Annotated in this window: 22 protein-coding genes; 10 read left to right on the forward strand and 12 right to left on the reverse strand. The window is 37.7% G+C overall.

Annotated elements, in window-relative coordinates; all coding sequences use genetic code 11:
• Positions 1-3 precede the first annotated feature (3 nt).
• The 6 genes from K9M53_RS13905 to K9M53_RS13930 all read right to left on the reverse strand — a co-directional run bounded on the left by K9M53_RS13905 (position 4) and on the right by K9M53_RS13930 (position 9706).
• On the reverse strand, positions 4-1554 hold the full coding sequence (locus tag K9M53_RS13905) for a DUF4153 domain-containing protein (RefSeq protein WP_224015951.1): 1551 nt from the start codon (positions 1552-1554) through the stop codon (positions 4-6).
• Positions 1555-1595: 41 nt separating this feature from the next.
• Complete coding sequence (locus tag K9M53_RS13910; RefSeq protein ID WP_224015953.1) at positions 1596-1997, reverse strand: hypothetical protein; 402 nt, start codon at positions 1995-1997, stop codon at positions 1596-1598.
• A gap of 39 nt (positions 1998-2036) precedes the next feature.
• Positions 2037-2336 (reverse strand): winged helix-turn-helix domain-containing protein, encoded by a 300-nt coding sequence (locus K9M53_RS13915; protein WP_224015955.1) that lies wholly within the window; start codon positions 2334-2336, stop codon positions 2037-2039.
• A 38-nt stretch (positions 2337-2374) separates the two neighbouring features.
• Positions 2375-3007, reverse strand: a complete 633-nt coding sequence (locus tag K9M53_RS13920) for a hypothetical protein (RefSeq protein ID WP_224015957.1) — start codon at positions 3005-3007, stop codon at positions 2375-2377.
• Positions 3008-3110: 103 nt separating this feature from the next.
• Positions 3111-8291 (reverse strand): PKD domain-containing protein, encoded by a 5181-nt coding sequence (locus tag K9M53_RS13925; protein ID WP_224015960.1) that lies wholly within the window; start codon positions 8289-8291, stop codon positions 3111-3113.
• A gap of 227 nt (positions 8292-8518) precedes the next feature.
• Positions 8519-9706, reverse strand: coding sequence for an aspartate aminotransferase family protein (locus tag K9M53_RS13930; RefSeq protein WP_224015962.1), 1188 nt, complete (start codon positions 9704-9706; stop codon positions 8519-8521).
• A 118-nt stretch (positions 9707-9824) separates the two neighbouring features.
• Here K9M53_RS13930 and K9M53_RS13935 point away from each other — a divergent pair, with 118 nt between their 5' ends.
• From K9M53_RS13935 to K9M53_RS13960, 6 genes are all read left to right on the forward strand, one after another.
• Positions 9825-10931: a hypothetical protein gene (locus K9M53_RS13935; protein ID WP_224015964.1), complete on the forward strand. Its 1107-nt coding sequence runs from the start codon at positions 9825-9827 to the stop codon at positions 10929-10931.
• Entirely contained in the window at positions 10879-11139 is a 261-nt protein-coding gene (locus K9M53_RS13940; RefSeq protein WP_224015967.1) for a hypothetical protein, read from the forward strand. The genes K9M53_RS13935 and K9M53_RS13940 overlap by 53 nt, the downstream gene beginning before the upstream one ends.
• A 76-nt stretch (positions 11140-11215) precedes the next feature.
• A complete protein-coding gene (locus K9M53_RS13945; RefSeq protein ID WP_224015970.1) occupies positions 11216-11689 on the forward strand; it encodes an MlaD family protein in 474 nt (157 codons plus the stop codon).
• Between the two features lie 48 nt (positions 11690-11737).
• Positions 11738-12253, forward strand: coding sequence for a gamma carbonic anhydrase family protein (locus tag K9M53_RS13950; protein ID WP_224015973.1), 516 nt, complete (start codon positions 11738-11740; stop codon positions 12251-12253).
• Between the two features lie 52 nt (positions 12254-12305).
• Positions 12306-12494, forward strand: coding sequence for a hypothetical protein (locus K9M53_RS13955; RefSeq protein WP_224015976.1), 189 nt, complete (start codon positions 12306-12308; stop codon positions 12492-12494).
• A 61-nt stretch (positions 12495-12555) separates the two neighbouring features.
• Positions 12556-12858: a hypothetical protein gene (locus tag K9M53_RS13960; RefSeq protein ID WP_224015979.1), complete on the forward strand. Its 303-nt coding sequence runs from the start codon at positions 12556-12558 to the stop codon at positions 12856-12858.
• An 81-nt stretch (positions 12859-12939) separates the two neighbouring features.
• Here K9M53_RS13960 and rsgA read toward each other — a convergent pair whose 3' ends face one another.
• Entirely contained in the window at positions 12940-13866 is a 927-nt protein-coding gene (gene rsgA / locus K9M53_RS13965; protein ID WP_224015983.1) for a ribosome small subunit-dependent GTPase A, read from the reverse strand.
• Between the two features lie 142 nt (positions 13867-14008).
• Between rsgA and K9M53_RS13970 the strand changes: the two genes are divergently transcribed.
• Positions 14009-14341: a YbjQ family protein gene (locus tag K9M53_RS13970; RefSeq protein WP_224015985.1), complete on the forward strand. Its 333-nt coding sequence runs from the start codon at positions 14009-14011 to the stop codon at positions 14339-14341.
• A gap of 19 nt (positions 14342-14360) precedes the next feature.
• Here K9M53_RS13970 and K9M53_RS13975 read toward each other — a convergent pair whose 3' ends face one another.
• Complete coding sequence (locus K9M53_RS13975; RefSeq protein ID WP_224015987.1) at positions 14361-16043, reverse strand: NAD+ synthase; 1683 nt, start codon at positions 16041-16043, stop codon at positions 14361-14363.
• An 88-nt stretch (positions 16044-16131) separates the two neighbouring features.
• Between K9M53_RS13975 and gldB the strand changes: the two genes are divergently transcribed.
• Positions 16132-17148 carry a gliding motility lipoprotein GldB gene (gldB, locus tag K9M53_RS13980; RefSeq protein WP_224015989.1) on the forward strand — a complete coding sequence of 339 codons (1017 nt, stop codon included), beginning with the start codon at positions 16132-16134 and terminating at the stop codon, positions 17146-17148.
• A 55-nt stretch (positions 17149-17203) separates the two neighbouring features.
• Here gldB and apaG read toward each other — a convergent pair whose 3' ends face one another.
• Entirely contained in the window at positions 17204-17590 is a 387-nt protein-coding gene (gene apaG / locus K9M53_RS13985; protein ID WP_224015991.1) for a Co2+/Mg2+ efflux protein ApaG, read from the reverse strand.
• Positions 17591-17668: 78 nt separating this feature from the next.
• Here apaG and K9M53_RS13990 point away from each other — a divergent pair, with 78 nt between their 5' ends.
• Positions 17669-17896 (forward strand): (4Fe-4S)-binding protein, encoded by a 228-nt coding sequence (locus K9M53_RS13990; protein WP_224015993.1) that lies wholly within the window; start codon positions 17669-17671, stop codon positions 17894-17896.
• Positions 17897-17920: 24 nt separating this feature from the next.
• Here K9M53_RS13990 and K9M53_RS13995 read toward each other — a convergent pair whose 3' ends face one another.
• The 3 genes from K9M53_RS13995 to K9M53_RS14005 all read right to left on the reverse strand — a co-directional run bounded on the left by K9M53_RS13995 (position 17921) and on the right by K9M53_RS14005 (position 19698).
• Complete coding sequence (locus tag K9M53_RS13995) at positions 17921-18271, reverse strand: translation initiation factor (RefSeq protein ID WP_224015996.1); 351 nt, start codon at positions 18269-18271, stop codon at positions 17921-17923.
• 2 nt (positions 18272-18273) lie between these two features.
• Complete coding sequence (nadC, locus tag K9M53_RS14000) at positions 18274-19122, reverse strand: carboxylating nicotinate-nucleotide diphosphorylase (RefSeq protein WP_224015997.1); 849 nt, start codon at positions 19120-19122, stop codon at positions 18274-18276.
• Between the two features lie 129 nt (positions 19123-19251).
• On the reverse strand, positions 19252-19698 hold the full coding sequence (locus K9M53_RS14005) for a DUF4783 domain-containing protein (protein ID WP_224016000.1): 447 nt from the start codon (positions 19696-19698) through the stop codon (positions 19252-19254).
• A gap of 58 nt (positions 19699-19756) precedes the next feature.
• On the opposite strand from K9M53_RS14005, the gene gpmI reads away from it, so the two are divergent.
• On the forward strand, positions 19757-21271 hold the full coding sequence (gene gpmI / locus K9M53_RS14010; protein WP_224016002.1) for a 2,3-bisphosphoglycerate-independent phosphoglycerate mutase: 1515 nt from the start codon (positions 19757-19759) through the stop codon (positions 21269-21271).
• Positions 21272-21277: the final 6 nt, after the last annotated feature.

Genomic DNA, 21277 nt, shown 5'->3' on the forward strand with positions numbered 1-21277 from the left:
GTTTTAATTGTTGAGGTGTTGTTTTGTGTATGCATCTGCTTCATTCCACGACAACCAGGAATACTCTTTTTGTTCATTGAAAAAATCTTTCTTCCGCTGCTCGAAATAATCTTTTATCAAGTATGTTTTGGGATAGAAATTCGCAACGTCTATTTCAATAGTAGAATCCTTATCCAGTATATCTTTATTTTTTTCAATTAAGGGAAGAGTTTTGTCAGAAAGAGATAAGAGGAATTTAACGTCCAGCTTAATGGTATTTTTCCTTGCAAGATTATACTTAGCAATTGTTTCATCCCAATTGACACAAGAAGAAAGCACAAGCAATACTATCGCCACCCAGGCATTTACTCGTAACAAATAATAATTGGTACGTCGTTGATATATTTTTAAAAAGATGGTTATTAAGCCGGTTAAAACCATTACAAGGAAAAACAACACTCCTATACGTTTATATGCCAGTCCATAGTGGGCTATGTAATAATAATCTCTGATCAAAACAGAAATCACCAATATCATGTTTTGAAATATCCATCCATAAGCGCCAACACGTAGCCATTTATTTTTTTGATAGAAATTAAGGTTTCCTCTGAAGAAAAATAGCAGAACACTCATAGCCAACACAATAGAAAGAATAAGCAGCCAGGTTCCTTCATGCACGTAATCGGAAAGATTCATATCGTACTTGAAAGTAAACCCAAACCATACATACACTATATCAATGCAATTAATAAACAGTAACAATAAATTTAATAATGCCAGACTGATAATGCCTACAATGTTTTCATTCTTTAAAGCAAGGTTGCCTTCTGCAAGCTTGCCCATTACAAGAGATAAAGCATCAAACGCATTTGATTGCTTCCATTTTTTCAAACTTTTTCTTTTTCGTAACAAAACATCTTCTTTGGTAATATCTTTTATGGAGAAATAATTTGTTTTGGTCTTAAGCAGTAAGCCTACGGTGATAAATAGTCCTAATAACAGAAACAGTATTCGCTGCCAATTGAACCAATCAAAAAAATTAGAAAAAAACAATGCTATCTTCTCTCCTATATCATCCATAATATCTTTAAAAACATCATTGGATGCAGCATAAATAATGTAGAATACAACTACTATTACCAATGGTATGATGAGAAACCGAACCACCCTTGAAATAGAATACGAACGGGCAGGCTTAACTTTTGCTTTAGAAAACGTTGCATAGAAAGTTTTACTTATGAGAAAATAATTTGAAAATATAGAACCTGCTGCATACCATACCGAACGATGAACATATTGTATAAAAGCAATCAGCAACAGTAAACTAATACTAAATGCCAGCTTGCTTAGCAATGTATTTTGAATAATAACCGTTGCTATGGTAATTAAATGACCCAACAATAAAAGCTTTACAGTGTTATTGGTACGTGACATAGGATATAAATAAAAAACAGCCGACAAAACAAATCCATCAAAGAACAAAGTATTCAATGCCATTTTTTCTTTCCAGAAAACCATGTTGAACAATAGCGTGCCGATTACTACGAACAATGCTTTTAGAAATTCCTTTTTCATATATTTTATTTTTCCTTTTATACTTTTAATGCCAACAACATTCATTGAACACTTTTAAAAACCTTTTTCAATAACATGACTGCACTTACGGCAGATACTATAATACTTATACAAACACAAACTGTCACTTCTCTAAACTCACCCTTAAATGCGATATAATTAAAAACAGCTGCCAATACCGATAAAAGAAAAGCTGCTTGCAGTATGGTCCTATAAAATCTTTCCTCTCTATAATTCTTTTGATAAAGAATACAGGCGATTATCCAAAGCAAAAAAATAAAGGGCACGGAAAAGAAAAAGGAAAAAAAGATCACTTCAATAAAGGGTATTTGATTACGATCAGTTGATACAGCCAGCCAGCAGATCGCCAAAATACCATTGAATAAAGATGCAATTATCCAAGCTGCTGCTAAGCCTAATGAATATTTAAAAAAATTAATCATAAAAGTACTTTGAATTTCAAAGTGTAAGTACAAAAAAAATTATTTTGAGGCTTTGATCATTTTTTCCAACGCTTCTAAATGAAGGCGAAAGGATTTTTCTCCTGCCTTTGTAACAGCATAAGTAGTATTTGTTTTACGTCCAATAAATCCTTTTTGCACCCGTATCATAGCGTTCTCTTCTAATGTTTTTAAATGACTGGCCAAATTGCCATCTGTTATATCCAATAATTCTTTCAGTTCATTAAAGTTCACCGACTCGTTTACCATCAATGCGCTCATTATACCCAACCGTATCCGGTTATCAAATATCTTATTTAAATTTTCTATTGGATTATTCATGTTCGCTCTCCTCTTTGTAATATAAAATCGTTTTCAGCTTATGCTGCCTTTTCGTTTTTCCACCACATAATTGCACCATAAATTATGTGCAGTAGCCCAAAGCCAATTGCCCAAAATCGCAAACCATAACCCAAATTCCATAAATTAATTACGCCTAATATTATCTCAGCGTAACCCAGGTAGCGTATTTCACCTAATGTATATTTACTGGCATTTACCAATGCTAATCCATAAAAAATTAAACAACCGGGAGCAATTAAACCAACCATTCCTAGCCCTAACATTTTAAATAAAAAGATCGCCCCGGCCAGCAATGGTATAGTGGTATTCCATAATAAGCGCAATGTAGCACCGCCCCATATCGGAATATTTTTCTTCTTGCTATGTAAATAAGTAAATATAAAAGAGGATATAAAAGCAGCAATAAAAGTAATAGCAGCTATCATCAATAAATGTCGCAATTCGTTCAAATAATATTCCGGATGAACATTGCCCGGAATATAATCTGTATTATTCCACTGCAGCAAGCTATTATGCGCAAAATAAGCGCCGCCTAGAGCACAAATACCTGCGGCAATACCGCTTAGTCCGCTCAAGCTGATGAAACGCTCGCTTCGTTCCATCATTTTACGTATATGTTGTAGATCTTCGAGTGATTGTTGATTACTCATAAAAGCACTTTGAATTACAAAGTAAATAAATAGATATGATACTTACAACTTTTTCTTCTTGAAAAATTAAGGTTGACGGATATCCGTCAACCTTTTAACTAACTTATTTATTGGAATCTTTTATAACCCTGCTGATGATCCGTTCATTATTTAGAAGCAGCTCTACAAAATAAACGCCTTTCGATAACCCATTTAAAGAGATGGTTTGTGTAACGGCTGATGTTTGCTTAACAAAAGAAAAGCTTTTCAACGGTTGCATGGCTGCATTGTAGATCGTTACAGCAGCAGTTCCTGTAGCGTCGCTATTATAATCCAATGTAAGACTGGTTGAAAACGGATTTGGATATACATTCAAGGTTGCCTGGTTGTCTGCCAGTATCGCCGGCCTTGCCGTAACGGTTGATTCAATTTTAATATCCACTACACTTATATACCCGAATATACTTCCTGATTTTGCACGGATATCAAAAGTTACCTGCTTTAAACCTGTGAATGTAAAGACAGCTGCTTTGTTATAGTTATTGTTTACAGCGCCGTCATATTCTGTCCAGGTAGTTTGATCAGTACGTTTAATTTGTATAACCCTGTTTGTTGCATCACTTTTTGTTCCCCAGAATTTTATAGTATATGTTTTGGTACTATCTAATCCTGTAAACTGCCATTGCCCGTTGGTAGCACTTGGATCTGCAAAAGCATAATCTGCCGTTGCTGAAACCGGGTAATCATTAACGGTAATGCCGGTAGTAATATTATTTAATCCATTGGCAGAAGTATTAAATGTACCATCGATCCTGTGTACTACTACAAGATTTAAAGTAGTAGATGTATTCGTAGTGGTCTTCGCATTTTGAACACGTGTTCCTTCCCGTGCATCCGTCATATTGTTCCAATAGTTTCCATTTGCATCCGGAGAGCTGGTAAGGTTGGTAGAACCCACATCTATTAAAACCCGTTGAGAAGATACCGTTACTGCTGCATTCACGATCACATTCATAGTGTCTTTTGCTGTAGCATTGGAATTGTCTGTAACCGTTAATTCAAATTGATAAGTACCTTGAACAAGTCCTGTCACAGTTGTTTGTGCAGCAGTAGTATCTGTTATTGTAAAAGTGGTTGGCCCGCTAATTTTTTTCCAACGATACTTACTTATACTTCCATCAGAATCTGTCCCAATGCCTTTCAATGTTATACTGTTTACGGGTAATTGAATCGTAGTATCATTACCGGCCTTTGCTATGGGTGGCGTATTCGTTGCCGCAGTTACAATGGCATTCATCGTATCTTTTGCTGTAGCATTGGAATTGTCTGTTACGGTTAATTCAAATTGATATGTGCCTTGAACAAGCCCTGTTACAGTAGTTTGTGCTGCAGTAGTGTCCGTTATTGTAAAAGTGGTTGGTCCGCTGATTTTTTTCCAACGATACTTACTTATACTTCCATCAGAATCTGTCCCACTGCCTTTTAACGTTATGCTGTTTGCGGGTAATTGAATGGTAGTGTCATTACCGGCCTTTGCTATAGGTGGTGTATTCGTTGCTGCATTTACAATTGCATTCATCGTATCTTTTGCTGTAGCATTGGAATTGTCTGTTAAGGTTAATTCAAATTGATACGTGCCTTGAACAAGCCCTGTTACAGTAGTTTGTGCTGCAGTAGTGTCCGTTATTGTAAAAGTGGTTGGTCCGCTGATCTTCTTCCAACGGTATTTGCTGATCGTTCCATCTGCATCTGTACCGCTGCCTTTTAATGTTATACTGTTTGCTGGCAATTGAATCGTAGTGTCATTTCCGGCCTTTGCTATAGGTGTCGTATTCGTTGCCGCAGTTACAATGGCACTCATCGTATCTTTTGCTGTAGCATTGGAGTTATCTGTTACTGTTAGTTCAAATTGATAGGTGCCTTGAACCAAATTAGTTACAGTGGTTTGCGCTGCTGTAGTATCTGTTATTGTAAAAGTGGTTGGCCCGCTGATCTTTTTCCAACGATACTTACTTATACTTCCATCAGAATCTGTTCCGCTACCTTTTAACGTTATGCTGTTTGCGGGTAATTGAATGGTAGTGTCATTGCCGGCTTTTGCTATAGGTGGGATATTCGTTGCTGCATTTACAATTGCATTCATCGTATCTTTTGCTGTAGCATTGGAGTTATCTGTCACTGTTAGTTCAAATTGATAGGTGCCCTGAACCAAATTAGTTACTGTTGTTTGTGCTGCAGTAGTGTCCGTTATTGTAAAAGTGGTTGGTCCGCTTATCTTTTTCCAGCGGTATTTACTGATGCTTCCATCACTGTCAAAAGATCCATTTCCTTTTAATGTTATGCTACTTGCCGGCAGTTGAATCGTTGTATCATTTCCAGCCTTTGCAACAGGCGGAACATTTGGTGGCATTGTACCTGCAGATGTTATGTTGATATCTACCAAGCTTATATATCCAAACTGGCTTCCCGACTTTACTCGTATATCAAAAGTTACCTGCTTTAAACCTGTGAATGTAAAAACCGCCGCACGATTATAATCCGAATTGGTTGCAGCATCATACTCCGTCCAGGTAGTTTGATCTGTACGTTTAATTTGTATCACACGATTGGTTGCATCACTTTTTGTTCCCCAGAATTTTATAGCATATGTTTTAGTGCTATCTAATCCTGTGAACTGCCATTGTCCGTTAGTAGCACTGGGATCTGCAAAAGCATAATCGATCGTAGCAGATGCAGGATAGTCATTAACCGTAATGCCGGTAGAAACATTATTTAATCCATTAGCGCCGGTATTAAAGGTGCCGTCTATCCTATTAATAACAATTAAGTTTAGAGAAGTAGCATCGTTCTTTGTCGATATCGCATTTTGAATACGGGTGCCGGCACGGCCATCCGTCATATTATTCCAATAATTTCCATTTGCATCAGGTGAGCCGGTGAGATTTGAAGATCCTACATCTATTAATACACGTTGTACTGTAGCTGCAGCACTTACAGTAACAGTTATAGTATCTTTTGCAACAGCATTTGAATTGTCCGTTACTGTTAACTCAAATTGATAAGCACCCTGGACAAGATTTGTTACAGCTGTTTGAGCTGCAGTTGTATCTGCAATAGTAAAAGTGGTCGGCCCGCCGATCTTCTTCCAACGATACTTAGTGATCGTTCCATCTGTGTCGTAAGAAGCGTTTCCTTTAAGCGTTATTGAAGTTGCAGGCAACGTAATAACCGTATCATTTCCTGCTTTAGCAACCGGTGCAATGCCTGCAGGTCCACCGGCCCGGTTACACAAAGAATCTAATATTTTTTCTGCTACCACTCTTGTGAAGAAAATATAATGGCCGGCATTATTCACATGAATGTCATCATAATCATAAGCTGGCACTATCTTACCGTTCGTGTCTGCTACGGTTGTCCAAAAATCAATCGACTTAACACCAAATCGACTTAATGTCCAATCTCGTTGTGCTTTTAAAGAATCACGCTGTGCATCGCTGATATCATTTCTTGGTTGCGATGTAGTTACCCAAACCAGCACATTTTTAGCGCCGGCTAATGCAATAGCACGTTCATAATTTGCTTTTTGTTCCGATAACCAATATCCATTTGCCACATCGTTCGTTGGCAAATTAATGATGATGGCATCAGGATTATATTTTAATGCTGCAGTGATGTTGCGGGCCGTATCAGGTGCAGGACGATTAGCCGGCGGCGTAAGACCTGTAGGGCATAATACCTGGTATGTGGTATAACCGCCTAACGCCAGGTTGATCACCTGGCTTTGTGAATTCTTATTTTTTACATATGCTGTGTAGCGATTCACATAGGAGCTATCGATCGGTGTAGCTCCATTTCCGTAAGAAGTGGAAGAACCCAACACGACTATTGTAAATGGTCGATTACAATTGATGACATCCGTATCTGTAAGTTGATTGGGGTTGCTTTTTTCTGTTATCTGAACAGTATCTTTTTTTACAGCATTTTGATTATCCGTTACCGTTAACTGAAAAAGATAAGTACCCAATTGTAAATTATTAATGGTAGGATTAACCAGTGTCGTGTCGCTTATTGTTACCGAAGGACCGGATATTTTTTGCCAGCGATACGATTCGATATCACCATCACTATCTAAAGAAGCTTTCCCGTTTAACACACCCGAGTTAGCAGGCTGGTATATAGTGGTATCATTTCCTGCATTCGCCACCGGTAATACATTCGCAGCGGGATTTGTTACGGTAATTTTTACCGTATCCGCAGCAGTATTGCCTTGATTATCCGTTACTGTTAGTTTGAATTGGTACACGCCCGCAACCAGGTTGGTGGCCGTTGCAGTAGCGGCAGTACTATTTGCCAAAGTAAATGAAACCGGCCCGCTTACTTTTTGCCATGCATAAGAAGCGATCGTTCCATCAGCATCTGATGAAGCTGTACCATTTAGTGTTGCTTGTTTTACCGGGAATGTTATAGCCTGATCTGTACCTGCATTCGCAACCGGAGGGATTCCGGCAGCTTGTTGCCGATATTGATAGAACCATTGGTATATGGACATAGATGTACCGGACAATTTGAACAAAGAAGGATTATAAATATAGTTCTGTGTTGTATCAACATGCCCACATAAAGAAGTGCTTGGTACACAGGAAACAGTGATCTTAGCAGGGATAGCCGGGTTATAAGAATTAAACTTATTTACATAAGTGGTTCCGCAATCAGTTGGAAGTGCTGTTTGATCGTTTGAATTATGAAGATCCCATAATGCCACGCCGGCATTGGCGGCATTGGACATGGTGTTCATATCCGGCGTTGGATAACAAAATTGCTCCAACGGTAATGCAGCTGCAATTTTTTTTGCATTGGCAGCGCTGCTCATTAAGTATTGCCATGTAGCACGCCCACCATAACTAAAGCCTGTTATATATACTTTGCCTGGATCTATACGATAAGTGGAAGTTTGCTTCAATATATAATCAATAACAAGCCCCGCATCCGAAGCCGGGTATTGATTAATAAACATCGGGCAAATGATAATGTAAGAAAAAGTATCTGTGCCGGATATAAAACTAGAAGGCATTTTGCCTGCATTGATCACCAATGGAATGCCGGCCGCTTTTAATTTTTCCAAATTATTACCGTTAGTATTTCCCAATTGGCTACCACCATGAAAATAGAATATGACCGGGTATTTTTTGTTTGCATTTTGTGGCAGTTGATACCCCGCAGGCAAATACTCGTAATAACCAACAATGTTGGACCCTATAGATGAATTATACTTTGGAGTAAATGTTTGTGCGTTACAAACATTCATAAGTACTCCTATTAAAATAAGAACAGAGAGGCAATTTTTTTTCATCAGCCAATAATTGTTTAATACATTGATTAAAGCATGGCGCAATAATTCATTTGGATTTCCAGGTATCGGATAGCCACATTTACTTGTGGAGAGAGGGGGTAAATTGAGTTGTCGGCAAAGATAACTTTTATTTTTTATAAAGTCAATCGATAAAACGGTCTAACATATTGATAACACGGAGCCTATCCTTTAAAGGAATTCAGCACATCAATCATGTTTTTACAGACCTTTCTTATTTCATCAGCAGTAATAATTAGCGGGGGAACAATTCTCAGGCAATTGGATGCAAACAAGAACCAATCCGTAAAAACTCCGTTTTCAATCAGCTTATCAATTACCTGCTTGTTAAATTCATAATTTTCAAATTCTATAGCGATCATTAAGCCGCAGCCGCGAATGGCTTTTATTGCAGGATGATTGAGCGAGCTGATAAATAATTGTTCTTTTTCTTTTACCTGCTCTATCAATTTTTCTTCCAGCAAAACATTGAAAGCCGCTAATCCGGCAGCACAACAAACCGGGTGACCGCCAAATGTATTGATATGCCCTAACACAGGGTTATCACTCAATGCATCCATTATTTTTTTATCGGCTACAAAAGCCCCCAAAGGCATTCCGCCTCCCAATGCTTTGCCTAATAATAAAATATCAGGCACAATATCAAATTGTTCAAATGCCCATAAAGAACCATTACGACCAAAGCCGCACTGTATTTCATCCAGCACCAATAATGTTCCTGTTTGGGTACAGCGTTTACGCAATGCCGTTATCCATTCCTTTTGCGGAACAACTACGCCGGCTTCAGCCTGTATGGTTTCTGCAATTACGCAGGCTGTTTGTTCGGTTATTTTTTCCAGATCCTCAAATGAATTATAAGTAAGCTGAAGAATACCCGGCAATAAAGGACGAAACGCATTACGCCAATATTCATCGCCCATTATGCTTAATGCGCCTTGCGTACTGCCGTGATAGGATCTTTTAAAAGAGACGATCTCTGTTCTGCCGGCGTAACGTTTTGCCAGCTTCATGGCACCTTCTGTTGCTTCTGCACCGGAAGCTGTATAAAAAACAGCATTTAATGTTTCAGGCAGGTGTTCGGTTAGTGCTTTTGCATAAAGCACTTGCGGACTTTCTATCAATTCGCCGTACACCATTATGTGCATGTATTCATCCAGCTGCTTTTTTATGGCTTCAATTACTTTTGGGTGGCGATGCCCGACATTGCAAACGCTGATGCCGGCTATCAGGTCAATGTATTCTTTTCCTTTAGCATCGTACAGCTTAGTGCCTTCGGCTTTTACAATTTCCAATGCTAAAGGAGCGGTAGATGTTTGTCCTACGTGATTTAAAAATAACTGGCGAAGATTCATACTGCACAAATGTCGTAAACTTTGTGAATGTTATGGCAGAACTTGGCTACATGTATTGTTAGCAGCCGATCTAATTGAAATAAAAATTGTATAAATTGGTTACTAAATTAGTGGGCGTATGATTATTTTGAATACCAGCATAAAAGGTTGGCTATACTTGGTGGTATGTTGTATGCTGGCATCCTGCTGGTATTATCCAAAAGCTAAAGTCGAAAAAGATAAATTTCCTCAAATACCCAATTTTCCGCTATTTGAAGATGGGAAATTAAAAGCACAAAAAGTTTTTAGTGTCTACCCTGCTAAAGAAACAGAAGTTTGCTATTTGAACAGAAACGATACGCTGTTCCTGGTTATAATTACATCCAACTTCAGTAAAGATTCTTATTATCTCACGTATCATATAGCGGCGCTGCACTCGGGCAAGCTTTTTTTTACGGATTCATGCCTGCCAGGTGTTAGTCGCTTTTTTACAGATGTAAAAGGAAATGTGTTTTTTCAACAATGGAAGTATTATGCACCGTCTTACCAGCGCAAAGACTCTTTGGCGTATTATGATATTAATAGTATAAGAAATAAATTTCAGTCAGCGCAGTATGAAGGAGATACTGCTGTGTCCAAAAACGATTCGCTTTTACATGCAGCTACTATAAAAGAAGAAAGCAAATTTCGACAGCAGGTTTTTAACCAAATAAAAGAAATAGTACAGGTTACTCCCGACAATATTCAAACTAAAAAGTTTGGTGCTGTGGAAAATGGGCAAACATTTTTTTTATGCAACGCCAATTCCACTACTCCCTTTTATATTGATGCCAATATGTTTAATACGGCTCACCCTGAGTGGGGTAAAAATTTTGAAGCTATTGATTCCGGATATTATTATAAGATGAAGGACAAAGTGAATTTTTTACCGGCACGGCAATACTTTACAGATGACATGTATGATACCACTAAGCGGAATATTGTTACTCACCGTATCCTGCACGAGTTTGACAAAATAGTAGTAGAAAACAAATGGCTTAAGGGTGGTAGCCGTATAATTATAGAATTTGGATACAAGCAGGTTTACCTTTACTATTATGATGTTACTGTGAATACGATAAAAACAAGAACCAAGATAAATCATCAACAGCACGACAAAGTAGAAGTATACCGTGCTGCTAAAGACTTTTATATTGCAGACTGGAATATTGCCGATAACAAGCTGGATATATATTACCTGCAATAAAGCTTATGTAAGCGGCGGGTTACCGGAAGGCATGTTTGTTGGAAACATAGGCACTGGAGAAGTCCCGGAACGCATGTTTACAAGAAACATTGGCACTGGAGAAGCCCCTGAAGGCAGGCTTACCGGAAACAGGGGCAGTGGGGCAGTCCCGGAGAACAGGTTTATCGGAAATATGGGCACCGGAACTACTCCACAGCATATATTTTAACTATAAGTGGGAATTTGAGTTGAAACCGCTTCCCTGTAAAGCATGAGTAAAGTTAAAAGCTGATATTTACTATTAAATGAAATACATTTTAATCATATTTCTTTTCCCTTTTTTATTGTTTAGTTGTAAAAAGAATTACCCATTGTATATTATTTCGGATAGAGTAGATGGAGTAACAGAAGATACCAAGGTATTCATGAACGGCATTGCCGTTGGACACGTGGATAATACTGAATTATACAAAACCAAAGTATTAACTAAGCTCATTTTGAACGAAAAAGTAAATATTCCTATGGGTTCATTGATTACGATAGAATTCGATCCTTTATTTAACAGCACTATCAATATTCAATCCTCGTTAAGTAATACGTTTTTAAAAGCTAACGATACTGTGTATGCCGCCTTTAAACAAAAAGGCATCTTAGATAATTTTATTACCGATTCTGTTAACCGTGAAAAAGTAAAACAAACATTGGAAACAATTAACGATAGCCTGAAAGCATTGCTAAAAACGTCTCAATGTAAGGATTCGGCAGCAAAACGTAATTAAAGCTTATAATATCAACAGTAAACATTCAATCTAAAATAATAAATACTTATGTCAGCAGTAATTCTTCCGGTGAATGGTGTTTCACCTACGTTTGGAAATAATTGTTTTATTGCACCCAACGCTACTATTGTAGGCGATGTGGTGTGCGGCGATGATTGCAGCTTTTGGTTCAATGCTGTAGTACGCGGCGATGTAAACAGCATACGCCTGGGAAACAAGGTAAATGTGCAGGATGGCGCTGTTATTCATTGCACATTTGAAAAAACCAAGGCAATTGTAGGAAATAATGTTAGCATTGGACACAATGCAATTGTACATGGCTGCGTTATAGAAGATAATGTGCTTATTGGCATGGGGGCTATTGTAATGGACAACGTGAAAGTGGGCAGCAACAGCATTATTGCGGCAGGTGCCGTAGTTCTTGAAAATACCATTGTAGAAGCGGGAAGTATTTATGCCGGCGTTCCGGCTAAAAAGGTGAAAGCCATTTCGCAGGAATTGATCAGCGGCGAGATAAATCGCATTGCGGATAATTACCTTAAATACAGCGGATGGTTTAAGTAAATTTTAAGATTGCTTAATTGTAATAACATTTTTAAAAGAGTATTTTTGAGATATGAGAAAGTTAACAATAATTGCAGTATGCGTTTCACTGGTAATGACATCCTGCTCGGTTTTTCATAAGGACCAATACGGATGCCCGAGCAATGGAAGAAATGTAGGAGCAGAGAAGATCGCCAGTGGTGATCCCAAAGCTATAAAAGCGTCACAAAAAGCCAAATTTAAAGGTGCTCAAAGCTTTTAAAAACTGGTTTCAAAATAAGATCGTATGTATTCCTTAAACCGTAAACTTTAAAATCCAATTTATGTGCTACCATCTTAAAATGAAAAGCGGCAATACCGAAGCAGTAATCGACGACAATTGCGGCATTACAAAATTCTATTCCATTGCCGACACCTTAGCTTCTCATCTTCATGTAAAATTTTTAAACCAGGTAGATGATGCTGAAAATCTTGACTGGGATTTTCGTTTCAGGAACCAATTGCTGACATTGCATTACAGCATTTTCGGCGGCGTATCAATTTTTCCGCATCACGAAAAAAGTGTGTTGAAAGAAAATAATGCCGTGCTGGAAGTAGCGCAATTTTTAGAGCATCACGCTTATTAATTTCTCGCAACGAACGCAAAGGTTATAAAGTAAACAATGCTTTGTCGCTTTGTATTCGTTGTTCCATTGTGAGAAACAACCTCAATAATTTTTATCGCTGATAGTATCTAAAATGCTGCAATAGCTAATGTAGCGTTCCATGGTAATATTGCCATCGGCTACGGCTTGCTTTACTGCACAGCCCGGCTCATTGATGTGCATGCAGTTATTGAACTGGCAATCGTTCATCATTGCTTTCATTTCCGGAAAATAATGTGATAATTCCTGCCGGGAAATATCAACCAACCCCAATTCACGAATACCGGGTGTATCAATGATCTTACCGCCAAAAGAAAGATCGAACATCTCGGCAAAAGTAGTTGTATGCATTCCTTTACCACTCCAGCCGCTTACATCCTGTGTTTTTAATTTTAATTCCGGCAGAATAGTATTTACAAATGAGGATTTGCCTACTCCTGAATGCCCGCTTAACAAGGTGATCTTATTTTTCAGCAGATCTTTAATTTCATCCACACCGATATTTTGTTCAACGCTGATCAAAAATACTTTGTAACCGATATTTTCATACATCGATCTTAGTGCATCAAATTTCTCCGTTTCTTTTTTTTTGTAGAGATCAGCTTTATTAAAAATGATAATAGCCGGGATATGATAAGCTTCGGCAGTAATTAAAAACCGGTCTATAAAACCTTGTGATGTTTTTGGATCTTTTAATGTAGCGAATAAAACAGCCTGGTCAAGATTAGCCGCAACAACATGATGCTGGTTTTTGCTGTGCGGTGATGTGCGTATGATATAGTTATGCCTGGGTTCAATATTGGTGATTGTTACGGTTGATTCCGTTTCATTTTCCATTTCAACGTCCACTATATCGCCTACTGCCACCGGGTTGGTAGAAGTAAGCTCATCGTTCTTGAATTTCCCTTTGATACGGGCGTTGAATGTGTTGCCAAGATCATTCTTAACGATGTACCAGCTTCCTGTGCTTTTATAAACCGCTGCTTTCATGCAGCACGAATTTAATTTCAATTGCACGAATTATACGAATTATTTTATCTATTGTTGATCTTTAAAATTTGCATTTTAGGATTCATGTACTTAGCTTTAAATCGCATTATCAATCTTAATCTTTAATTATTAATTCAATTTTATGGTAGATGAACAATTAATTACGGCTTCCACTAATTTAGAAGGCTATCGTATTACCAAACATTTGGGTATTGTACGTGGCATTACAGTACGTAGCAGAAGCGTGCTGGGAAATTTCGCAGGAGGTGTACAAAGCTTTTTTGGCGGCAGACTTTCTATTTACGTTAACCTTTGTGAGAAAGCAAGAGAAGAAGCGTATCAATTGTTGATACAACATTCTAATGAACGTGGCGCCAATGCTATCATTAACGTACGTTACGACGCCAATGAAGTAATGAATGGGATTACAGAAGTATTAGCGTACGGAACGGCTGTAGTGGTGGAGAAAATATAATGCCTAAACGTTGCACTTCTTAAGACAAGTATTTTCCAACAATCGGCACTCTCCTACCAACACCAAAAGCTTTTGGTGAAATGCGAATGATGGGGCAGAATTGATTGCGCTTGTATTCATTCATATTCACCATTTTCAACACTCTGTCAACTAAAGCAGCATCAAATCCTTGCTGCTTTATTTCGTTGGGGCCTTTTCTTCTTTCAATATATTGATATAAAATCTTATCAAGCACATCGTATTCAGGCAAGCTGTCGCTGTCTTTTTGATTTGGTCGAAGCTCTGCACTTGGCGCCTTGGTAATAATATTTACAGGAATGATCTCTTTATTACGGTTGATGTATTTTGCCAGTGCATATACCTGTAATTTATAACAGTCTCCCAATACACCTAACCCGCCTGCCATGTCGCCGTATAACGTTCCGTAACCCGTTGCCAATTCGCTTTTGTTAGATGTATTTAATAGGATGTATCCAAATTTATTGGCAATAGCCATTAACAAATTTCCTCTTGTGCGGCTTTGAATATTTTCTTCTGCAATATTGAAAGGAAGGTCTTTAAAGATCGGCTTTAATTCATCAGTAAAAGATGAAAAAATATTTTTAATAGGAATGATATCATAAGGATTATCCAGGTTCTTACTCAATTGTTCTGCATCATTTACTGAATGATCGGTTGAGTATTGTGAAGGCAATAGGATCGCCCGCACATTTTCATTCCCCAAGGCTTCGCAGGCCAATGCTAATGTTACAGCGCTGTCAATTCCTCCACTACTCCCGAGTATAGCTTTCGTAAAGCCCATCTTGGAAAAATAATCTTTAATGCCCATCACTATAGCATCGTGCACTCTCGCTATATTTAATTCAGCTTCTAATTGTTCGGGATCTAATTCTTTATCAGGAATAGTATTGTTTTCTTCAACAGGAATGCCGGCGATCGTTCCATCATCATTCAATTGAAAAGATTGGAAGGCTTCTTTAAACAAGGGTAATTCTGCACATAAGTTGGCATGCTTATCAAACACCAAAGAACCGCCGTCAAAAACGATCTCCGTCTGGCTTCCAACGGTATTACAATAAAAAACGGGCAGCTTATATTTTTTAATGTTCGATTTTATCATTGCCTTTCGGTCTTCCTCATGTGTATAGTCAAAAGGAGATGCCGAAAGATTTATCATTACATCCGGTTGTTGTGTTATCAGCTTATCCATCGGGGAAATGCGGTAGATGGGTTTATCATTCACATTCCAGATATCTTCACAAACAGTAACGGCTAAACGCTTTCCTTTAAACTCAACAATGTTCCATTCAAAAGCAGGTTCAAAATAACGGTACTCATCAAACACATCATAATTAGGCAGGCAGGTTTTATGTATCATCTGTTTCACTTCTTTATTAAATAAAAAATAAGCAGCGTTAAACAATCCCTTTCCTTCTTTGGTAAGATTTCTATCCGGAGCGCCTACTAAGACACCAATGGTATCTGCATGTTGCTTGATAGTATCAATACTTTGATAGCACTTTGCAATAAAATCATCGAACTCTAAAAAATCTCTTGGAGGATAACCGCAAATACATAGCTCGCTGAACACAATTAGATCGGCACCGCTTTGCTTTGCTGTATTTATAGCTTCAATGATCTTTTTGGTATTGCTCTCAAAATTGCCAATATGATAGTTTTGCTGCGCCAGGAATATTTTCATCTATACAACGTTGAGGGGTGCTTAACTTTATTTTTAAGAATTATTTTCTTTCTTTACAAAGTTAATTTATTCAATAGCATTTTAATCTATGAGAAGATACATTCTGTTGTTGCTGCTTACCGTCTTCCTTTTTTCTTGCAGGAACAATAAAACGCCTGATGTTTCCAATATTAAAATAAACCTTACCACGCAACGGTTTGAACAGGATTTTTTTGCAGCTGATTCTGCAAATTTCCCTCAACATATAAATGAATTAAAGGCAAAGTATCCCCGGTTTCTTCCTGTATTTTTTTCTGAATTATTAGAAACAAATCCAGCAATGCCAATAGACACCACGAATAAATACATTGGTGGTTTTTTAAATTTATATAAGACCGTATATGATAGCTCTCAATTGACCTTTAAAGATTTTACTCCTTATCAAAATGAGATCGTTAAGGCGTTTCAGTATATTAACTATTATTTCCCTGATTATAAATTACCAACCACCGTTGTTACTTACATTGCCCCTATTGAAGGAACAGGAAATTTTTTAATGAGCGATTATAAACTATTGGGTATCGGGCTAGAGCATTATTTAGGTAAAAATTATCCGTTATATAAAATTGACCAGGTTCAGGAAACTTACCCTGCTTATGTTTCAGCAAGGTTTGAACCTTCTTATATCGCAATAAACTCCACACAAAATATTTTAAGTGACATCTATCCCGAAAAAGAAAACGATGATCCTTTAATTACACAAATGATCGAGAAAGGGAAGCGCTTATATATCTTAAGCAAATTATTACCGGCTACAGAAGAATATAAGCTGATAGGCTATACAGATCAACAATTAAAAGACTGTTATAAAAACGAAGCGATCGTTTGGAATATGTTCATTCAAAATTCTCTTTTGCAAGAACACAATCCCGACATCATAAAAAATTATATAGGCGAAAGCCCCAAAACACAGGCTTTGGGCGAAGGTGCTCCCGGCAACTTAGGTTCTTTTTCAGGTTGGCAGATCGTAAAAAAATATATGAGTAAGAATGAAGAGATGAGTTTAAAACAATTGATGAGTACAGATGACGAAAAAATCTTCCAGGAAGCGAAGTATAAACCGTGAGTGGTGAAAGTGCGAAGAAGAATTATTCAACAATAATTTCAGTATTGACCATTCACTAATTCATTTTAAACGGAACCGTCATTTCAAAAGCGGGAATGGTAACGTCAAACTGTTTTTTATTATTGCTGTTTTCCATTAAATAGGTGCCATACATTTTTCCCATCTCTGTACGAAAATTACAACCACTTACATATTGATATTGCTCTCCGGGATTGATCTGTGGCTGCACTCCTACAACGCCCTCTCCCTCTACTTCCCGCAGGCTGCCGGTAGCATCAAAAATATACCAATGTCTTCTCAATAATTTTACGGGAAATGAATTGTTGTTTTCGATAGTGATACGATATGCAAACATATACTCACTGTTTACAGGATTGCTGTAATCAGGCTGGTAAAAGGTTTCCACGCTTATATTTATTCCTTCTGATATTTTAGATATCATAGGTTTTTCTTTATGTAAAAGTAAAAGAAAAAATCTTTTGTAACTTACATAACGATTTAATTACATAAAAAGTTCATAATGCCACTGAAAACATTACATTATACCAACGGAGATATTACAGTTGTGTGGAAACCTGAAACATGCATCCACTCCGGCATTTGTGCCCATGGATTAATTGAGGTTTTTGACCCGAGAAGAAGACCATGGATCGATATGAGTAAAGCCGATACGGATAAAATAAGAGAACAAGTAAAAAAATGCCCGAGCGGAGCGTTAAGTTTTTTTGAAAATGAAAAGATGCCTTGACAGCACGAATTTTTAATCGAAGATCTAAGCGCCGCTTTTTTTAGAATTACTATATCCATTCTTAAGCAGCCATTGCAACACTTTATCTCTATTATCACCCTGGATAATTATCTCACCATCTTTTACAGAGCCTCCGGTACCACAGAAAGACTTCAATTTTTTACCTAGTTCTTCTTTATCCGCTTCTTTACCGATAAAGCCTTCTACTAACGTAACGGCTTTGCCTGCACGATGTTTGGTTTCGAGCTTTACTCGTAATTTTTGCTGAGCCGGAATCAAGGTCTCTTCATTCTGTATAGTATCATCTTCCAATTTAAAATTGGGATCGGTTGAATAAACCAATCCGCCTAAGCTGTTTAATTTTTTCTTGTTCACGGTTACAGTTTTATTTTTAAGCTTAGGTCCAAACTTACTGCATGATGAATGACTGCACCGCTGCTGATATAATCTACGCCTGTAGCTGCATATTCTTCAATATTATGTAAGTTGATGCCGCCGCTTGCTTCCGTTTCACAAGCACCGTTAATTAATTGCAAGGCTTCGGTAATTTGTTGCGGTATAAAATTATCCAGCATGATACGATCGACCTTTTTTGTAGAAAGTGCCTTTGCTACATCATCAATATTCCTGGTTTCCACTTCAATTTTTAATCCGGGCTTTATTTGTTGTACATATTGATAAGCTCTTTCAATAGCTGTAACGATATCGCCTGCAGCATCAATGTGATTATCTTTCAGCATGATCATATCAAACAGCCCAAAACGATGATTAACTCCGCCGCCTATACGCACTGCTTCTTTTTCCAATAAACGAAAATTAGGTGTTGCTTTGCGGGTGTCGAGCAGCTTTGTTTTGTATGGCTTTAATTTATCGGTGTATTGTTTCGTTAACGTTGCAATACCGCTCATTCTTTGCATACAGTTTAATACCAGCCGTTCGGTTTTTAAAATGGTATGCGTTAAGCCGCTTACTTCAAAAGCGGTTTCACCGAATTGCATGGCTTCCCCATCTTTTTTAAATCCTGTAAAAACAATATCGGGTTGCACCTGGCGGAATATTTTCTCGGCAACACTCATGCCTGCTAGTATGCCGGCTTCTTTAATCTTTAGCACAGCTGTGCTCACAGCATTTTTATCGATAGAAGAAATCGTGGAATGATCGCCATCACCAATATCTTCTGCTAAAGCTTCCTTGATCAAATGTTCTAATTGCAGATCGTAATTCATGATGCGCAAAGGTATGCCATACAAGTGAGTGACACAAGAATGATGAATAAGGTGAAGAGGTTGGTCACAAAAAAGAAAAAACCTGTAAAAGAAACTCTTACAGGCTGCTGGTAATTGTTAGGAATATTTTTACCTGTTTTCGAAACGAAGCTCCTGGAGATATTGACTACCGCCGCGTAGTTTCATAAAAACAGTAGTGCGATAAACTCCGGTGGATGTTTGCAACATTCCGATACAATATTGTGAGCCTGCGTTTTCTCCTTTATGAATGATAGCAAAGCTTTTTACATTGTTATTGGAAAAAAAGTCTTTTAACACTAACTCCGCCTGGCTTTTGCTATAGTTATTACTTTTTTCAGGCGTGCAAAGTTCAATATTCGTATCAAAGTATTTTGTGAGCTTTGATACATTGCCTGTATTTAATGCCACAACTATATCATCAATGGAAGTAAGACTTACAAAGGAAGAAAACAAGATAATGATAGGTAGTAAAAGGGTAAATTTTTTCATACGTTTAGCCATTGCCGCTCTTCCTTTTGCGAAAAGTGTGCCAATCTTATTAAAAAAATGAGCCATATAGAATATTTTTCTTCACCGTTTATTTAAAACATTGAAAAAAAGTTAGTTTTGATATATGGAATCAAAAAAAGTTATACTCATCATCATGGATGGATGGGGTTTAGGAAAAATTAAGAGCAGCGATGCTATTCAAAATGCTAACGTTCCTTTTGTTAGTTCTTTATATAGTAAATATCCCAACACTACTTTAATTACCTGCGGCGAAGAGGTCGGTCTTCCTGCCGGGCAAATGGGCAACAGCGAAGTAGGTCACTTGAATTTAGGAGCCGGCAGAATTGTTTACCAGGAATTGGAAAGAATAAATGTAGCTATCCGTTCGGGTGAGTTTGCCAAAAATGAAGTATTATTAAATGCTATCAAGTTTGCGAAAGACAATAATAAAACATTGCACCTGCTGGGGTTGGTTAGCGATGGTGGCGTGCATTCTCATACAAGCCATTTAAAAGCTATTACTTCACTTTGTGCCGATAAGGGATTAAAAAATGTATTGATTCATGCGTTTACCGATGGACGCGATACGGACCCCAAAAGCGGTTTAGGATTTTTAACCAGCTTACAGGAACATCTTGACAAATCAACCGGTGCTATTGCAACCATTACCGGCCGTTATTACGCAATGGATAGAGACAAGCGCTGGGAACGTGTAAAATTAGCTTATGATGGAATGATAAATGGCGTTGGTGAAAAAGCTACGGATCTGATGGCTGCTGTAAAAAAATCGTACGATGAAAATGTAACCGATGAATTTATTAAGCCAATTATAAATTCCAACCTGCCCAATACTAAAATACAAGATGACGATGTGGTGATATGTTTTAATTTCCGTACAGACCGTTGTCGTGAAATCACCCAGGTACTAACGCAAACGGATATGCCCGATCTTGGTATGAAAACGTTGAAGCTTCATTATACTACAATGACGCAATACGATCATAGCTTTAAGAATGTGAACGTGGTTTTCTCTAATGATGATCTGAAAAATACATTGGGTGAAATTTTAGAACAAAATAAAAAAACTCAAATACGCATTGCAGAAACAGAAAAATATCCGCATGTAACTTTCTTTTTTAGTGGTGGCAGAGAAAAACCTTTTGAAGGCGAAACCCGCATCTTAAAAGCTTCCCCCAAAGTGGCTACATACGATCTGCAACCCGAAATGAGCGCTTATGATCTGACAGATGCTATTGTTCCTGAGATTGAAAAAAAATCTGCCGACTTTATCTGCCTGAATTTTGCCAACCCTGACATGGTGGGACATACAGGTGTTTGGAGTGCTGTAATTAAAGCGGTTGAAACAGTTGACAAATGCGTTGAGCGTGTAGTAACGGCTGCCTTAAAAAGTGATTATGCTGTTTTCTTAACGGCTGATCATGGGAATGCAGATTTTGAAATAAATGAAGATGGTTCTCCCAATACGGCACATAGCCTAAACCCTGTTCCGCTTTTTGTAATTGACAACGAATGGAAAGGAACGGTTAAAGCCGGTAAGCTGGGTGATATTGCTCCATCTATATTGACGATGATGCACCTGCCTATTCCAAAAGAGATGACAGGAAATGTGCTGATATAGGCTGAG

Source organism: Ferruginibacter albus (assembly GCF_020042285.1).
GTDB lineage: Bacteria > Bacteroidota > Bacteroidia > Chitinophagales > Chitinophagaceae > Ferruginibacter > Ferruginibacter albus.